General features: G+C 48.0%; 4 protein-coding genes. All 4 read right to left on the bottom strand.

Annotated features, from left to right (window positions below):
- Window positions 1-424: 424 nt before the first annotated feature.
- Window positions 425-547 (bottom strand): hypothetical protein, encoded by a 123-nt coding sequence (locus Q0605_RS05575; RefSeq protein WP_298704978.1) that lies wholly within the window; start codon window positions 545-547, stop codon window positions 425-427.
- Window positions 525-1,742, bottom strand: a complete 1,218-nt coding sequence (locus tag Q0605_RS05570; protein ID WP_298704976.1) for a 2-hydroxyacyl-CoA dehydratase — start codon at window positions 1,740-1,742, stop codon at window positions 525-527. The genes Q0605_RS05575 and Q0605_RS05570 overlap by 23 nt, the downstream gene beginning before the upstream one ends.
- Window positions 1,742-4,684: an acyl-CoA dehydratase activase gene (locus Q0605_RS05565; protein WP_298704974.1), complete on the bottom strand. Its 2,943-nt coding sequence runs from the start codon at window positions 4,682-4,684 to the stop codon at window positions 1,742-1,744. Before Q0605_RS05565 ends, Q0605_RS05570 begins: the two co-directional genes overlap by 1 nt.
- 294 nt (window positions 4,685-4,978) lie before the next feature.
- Window positions 4,979-5,147, bottom strand: a 169-nt coding sequence (locus Q0605_RS05560) for a 50S ribosomal protein L19 (RefSeq protein WP_298704981.1), incomplete at its 5' end; no start/stop codon positions are given.

The following is a 5,147-nucleotide window of genomic DNA, read 5'->3' as shown; positions in this document are numbered from 1 at the left end:
CGCCGCTCATTCGCAGCTGACCGCCAGATGCCGCGCTCATCGCGACGATGTGCTCGCGCCCTTGCATGTAGCCCGGCAAATTCTTACTCGCACATCCGCTAAAAACTCCACAGCATAGCGCCAAAAGCGCGCCATAAATCCAAAATTTCATAAACTTCCTTTGTAAAATTTAAAGACGGATTGTATTAAATTTTGCCTTAACGAGAATGGAATTTTATGACGTGGCAAAATGGGATTGTGTGATGGAATTCTATGGCGGCGGCGCGTAGAATTTCACGCGGATTTGTATAAAATTACGATGAATTTCGTAAGAGCTGAAGCCGGAATGAGCGGAAGAGGCAAAAGAAGCGCAATGGAACTGCCAAGATTTTAAAATTTCAAAATCTCGAGGAAATTTCGCGAAAGGAAGCGAACCATTTACGTGTCAAAATTTAACCGTCATCGCGAGCTTGCTTTTAAATTTTAAAATTTTACGACAGGCTTTAGAATTTAAAATTCCAAAGCTCTTTTTGATATGCGGCGCGCTACTTTCGATTTGCGTTAGCAAGCATCAGTTTTATGCGGTTTTCTTGATTTACCGCGCTTGCGCCCGGGTCGTAGTCGATAGCAGCGATGTTTGCTTGCGGGTAGTTCTGTTTAATCTTTCGGATCATTCCGCGCGCGATGATGTGGTTTGGCAGGCAGCCGAAGGGCTGCGCGCACACGACGTTTTGTATGCCGTGGCGCATAAACTCGACCATCTCCGCCGTCAGCAGCCAGCCCTCGCCCATCTTCACGCCGTGACCGATGTAGCCGTCAGCGGCGGCGCGAACCTCGCTAAATGGGCTCGGCGCGCGAAATCCAAATCGTTTTATCTGCTTAATCATCATGCGCTGGAAAAATTCCACTACTTTAGCGACCGCAAGCGAGCCGTAATACGCCGCGCCGCCCTTGCCGTAGAGCTGCTTGTCGTAGACCGCATCGTAGATGCAGGTAAGCACGAAGTCCATCAGCCCCGTATTTACGGGCTCGGCATTTTCGCGTATGAGGTAGGCGTTTAGGCCGTTGTTGCCGATGGGCGAGTATTTAAGATAAATTTCGCCCACGATGCCCACCTTCACTCGCGGCTTATCGTCGCGCTCGATTTTAGCGAACTGCGAGAGGATAAATTTAAAATTTTTCTTGAGATTGAAAAACGATCTTTGGTCAGTCAAATTTTTGATCCGCTCGGCGCAGAGTTCGTAAATTTCATTCGTTTGATTTTTGATCTTTTCGTAGGGCTTGCACTGATTATACAGCCCCATCATCAAATCGCCGTAAAATATCGCGGCAAAGAGCTTTAGAAGCGATTTTTTGCCGAGGCTAAATTCATTCTCATCTAGCGAGCCAAAATTTAACGAAATCGCGGGGACGTAGCTAAAACCGCTGTCCTCAAGCGCTTTGCGAAGCAAATTTATATAGTTACTCGCTCTGCAGCCGCCGCCCGTTTGGCTGATGAGAAGCGCTACTTTGTGCGTATCAAACTCGCCACTTTTGAGCGCGTCGATGAACTGCCCTATGACGAGCAGCGCGGGGTAGCACATGTCGTTATGCACGCTACGAAGCCCCTCCTCGACGATATTTTGACGATTTTCGCCGAGCAAGACGCTCTTATAGCCCTCGTCACGCAGCACGCCTTGCATAAAGCGAAAATGCGGATCGATCATTGTGGGGATTAAGATCGTGTGGGTTTGTTTCATATCTTTTGTGAATTTAGCAAACATTATTGGCCTTTTTTTGATTGCGCTTGCTTCTCGCGCTCTAGCATAGTAGCTTGTAGACTGCGAAGGCGGATCTTGACCGCACCTAGGTTGGTGACTTCATCGATTTTAAGTTGAGTGTAAATTTTGCCGTTTTGGCGCAGTATGTCGCGCACCTCGTCGCCCGTGATCGCATCGATTCCGCAGCCGAAGCTGACTAGCTGCACCAGCTGCATGCGCGGGTATTTACAGATGAACCGCGCCGCGCTATAAAGCCTGGCGTGGTAGGTCCATTGATTAAGGCTTTTCGTCTGCACCCTGCTAAGCGGCAGCGCGTCCTCGCTAAGCACTATAAAGCCCAAGGAATTTAGATAGCGATCGATACCGTGGTTGATCGTCTTATCGATATGATACGGACGACCCGCTAGCACAATGGCGCTGGCACCGCTACTTTGTATCTCTTTTAGGGTCTCCTCGCCTTTTATTAAAACGGTATTTTTATAGCTTTGCAGCTCCTTAAGGCCTTGCAAGACGGCGTTTTTCACAGCGTCGGAATGAAATTTATACCCGGCGTCCGCGAGCTCAGCCTGCATCGTTTTGCAAAACGAATCTTGCATGTTAAGATCCACGTGCGGGTAGAGGAATTTTTTCTCCTCCAGCGCGCCTACGTTCGCGCGTATCAGTTCGGGATAGTATGCGACTACGGGGCAGTTGTAGCAGTTCTCGCTGATATTTTCATCCAGGCTGTAACTCATACACGGATAGAAGATAAAATCGACGCTCTTATTTAGCAGATCGTAGATGTGGCCGTGCACGCTTTTAGCCGGATAGCAGACGGTATCGCTCGGGATGCTTTGGCTTGCCAAAAACAGCGTCTCTTTTCGCGGCTTTTGCGACAGCACGACGCTCATGCCTAAATTTTCAAAAAACGCGCTCCAAAACGGGATCATCTCAAACATATTCAAAACAAACGGAATTCCGACTCGCGGTGCGTCTTGCTTCGGCGGCTTACGATATTTTCGCAAAAGCTCGTTTTTAAACTCAAACAAATTCGTGATATCGTGGCGGATCTCCTTACCTGCGCCGCGCTCGCACTTATTTCCAGAGACGAATTTAGTATCGCCGAAGTAGCTGATCGTAAGCGGGCATTTGTTCGTACAGAGCTTGCAGACGCTAAATTCGCTGCGATGAGTGAAATTTTCAAGCTCTGCACGACTGATCATATCGGTGCGCTCGTTCGCGTTATTTTTGGCAAAAAGCGCCGCGCCGTATGCACCCATAAGCTCGCTGATATCTAGACGGATCACGTCCTTGCCGAGCTCTTTTTCGAAGGCACGCAGCACAGCATTGTTTAAAAAGGTACCGCCCTGCACTACGATGTTTTGACCCAAATCGTCGGCGTTTCGCACGCGAATAACCTTGTAAATCGCGTTTTTTATGACGCTAATAGCAAGTCCAGCGCTGATATCCTCGATCGTAGCGCCGTCCTTTTGAGCCTGCTTGACCGAAGAGTTCATAAAGACCGTGCAGCGGCTACCAAGCTTGGCGGGATGGGTCGCAAAAAGGGCTAAATTCGCAAAATCTTTGATGTCGTAGCCTAAAGAATTTGAAAAGGTCTGCAAAAACGAGCCGCAGCCCGAGCTACATGCCTCATTTAGCACGATAGAATCGATATTGCCATCTTTAATAGAGAAACACTTGATGTCCTGCCCGCCGATGTCGATGATGAAATCGACCTTTGGATTGAAGTGGCGCGCGGCGCTATAATGCGCGATCGTCTCGACGATGCCGTAATCGAAGCGAAAGGCGGTCTTAATGAGATCCTCGCCATATCCGGTAACGCCGCTGCCCTTGATCTTGATGCGACCCTCACAAAGATCGTATAGCTCCTTAAGACGCGGCAGCAGGATATCGACCGGATCGCCTTTATTGGAGGAGTAAAATTTATACAGCAGCTCGTAGTTTGCACCCATAAGCACGACTTTGATCGTAGTGCTACCGCAATCCACGCCCAAATACGCGTCTCCGCTGTAGGTGTGGATATCCACCTTAGGCACGCTTGCGCGGGCGTGGCGAGCGGTGAACTCGTCAAATTCCGCTCTGTCTTTGAAAAGCGGCGGCTCGGCTTCCAGCGCGGTCCTGTCGGGCTCCTTTTTTAAAAGCGCGATCGTCTCCTCTAAATTTAACGCTTCCCCCGTATCTTTTGCATACAGCGCGCTGCCGTAAGCCACGAAGTAAGGCGCAATATCGGGGAAGGTCGCAGTTTCGTCGGTAAGCTTTAGCACCTCTTTAAAGCGCGCCTGAAGGCCTTTTAGGAAAAACAACGGACCGCCTAGAAACAGGATATTTCCCTTAACCTCGCGACCTTGCGCAAGCCCCGAGATCGTCTGCTCGACGACAGCAGCGTAGATACTGGCGCTAATGTCTTCCTTGCGTACGCCTTGATTTAACAGCGGCTGAATGTCGCTTTTAGCGAATACACCGCAGCGTGAGGCGATCGGGTAAATTTTATTCGCCGCAAAGCTTAGGCGATCAAGCTCCGTGATATCCAGATGCAAAAGATTGGTCATCTGATCGATAAATGCGCCGGTGCCGCCCGCGCATGAGCCGTTCATCCGCTCTTCAAGTCCACCCGTGAGAAATAAAATTTTAGCGTCCTCTCCGCCGAGCTCGATGACGACATCGGTCTTTGGAAACATCCGCTTGACGCCGAGCGAAGTAGCGAAAACCTCTTGGACGAACGGAATTTTGCAATTTTTGGCGATACCCATGCCTGCCGAACCCGCTATGGCGACGCTAAATTGCTCGCCTGCATAGGTTTTTTGAATTTGCAAAATTTTATCTAGCACCAGCTCCTTGGGCTTTGCCAAATGCCTCTCGTAGCTCTTGCTTAAAATTTCATATTTTTCGTTTAAAACTACCGTTTTGACAGTGGTTGATCCTACGTCAATGCCTAAAAAAATCACATCTCGCTCTTTACTGAATAAATTTTACTCGGCCGAATTCTCAAATTTAGCGCGAGCTTTCTAAATTAAAATTTGCATTTTATAGTAATATTTTTAAACGCAAATAAAATCAGGATATATTTTATCTTTTTCTATCGAAAAAGACGATTTTTAGGCAGTTTAGAATTAAAAATTTTAATGGAAAAGTTGTAAAATTTTAGATTTAATGCGAGTAGATTTTGCGCGAAATTTTTTAAAATCTCGCGCATTATAAAAAGAGCTTCCTTTTGAATTAAGAAGCGTAAATTTAAAGGATTATTTTCGTAGCTCTTTGATTTTAGCCGCTTTACCGCGTCTATCGCGTAGGTAAAATAGCTTCGCGCGGCGAACGCGTCCTTTTCTTAGAACCTCGATGCTTTCGATACTCTCGCTGTAGATCGGGAAAATTCTCTCCACGCCGACGCTATTTGCGCCAATCTTGCGG

The sequence above is a fragment of the uncultured Campylobacter sp. genome, assembly GCF_938017705.1.
Classification (GTDB): domain Bacteria; phylum Campylobacterota; class Campylobacteria; order Campylobacterales; family Campylobacteraceae; genus Campylobacter_B.
The sequence above is the reverse complement of the archived record's forward strand: the minus strand, read 5'-3'. Positions and strand labels throughout refer to the sequence as shown.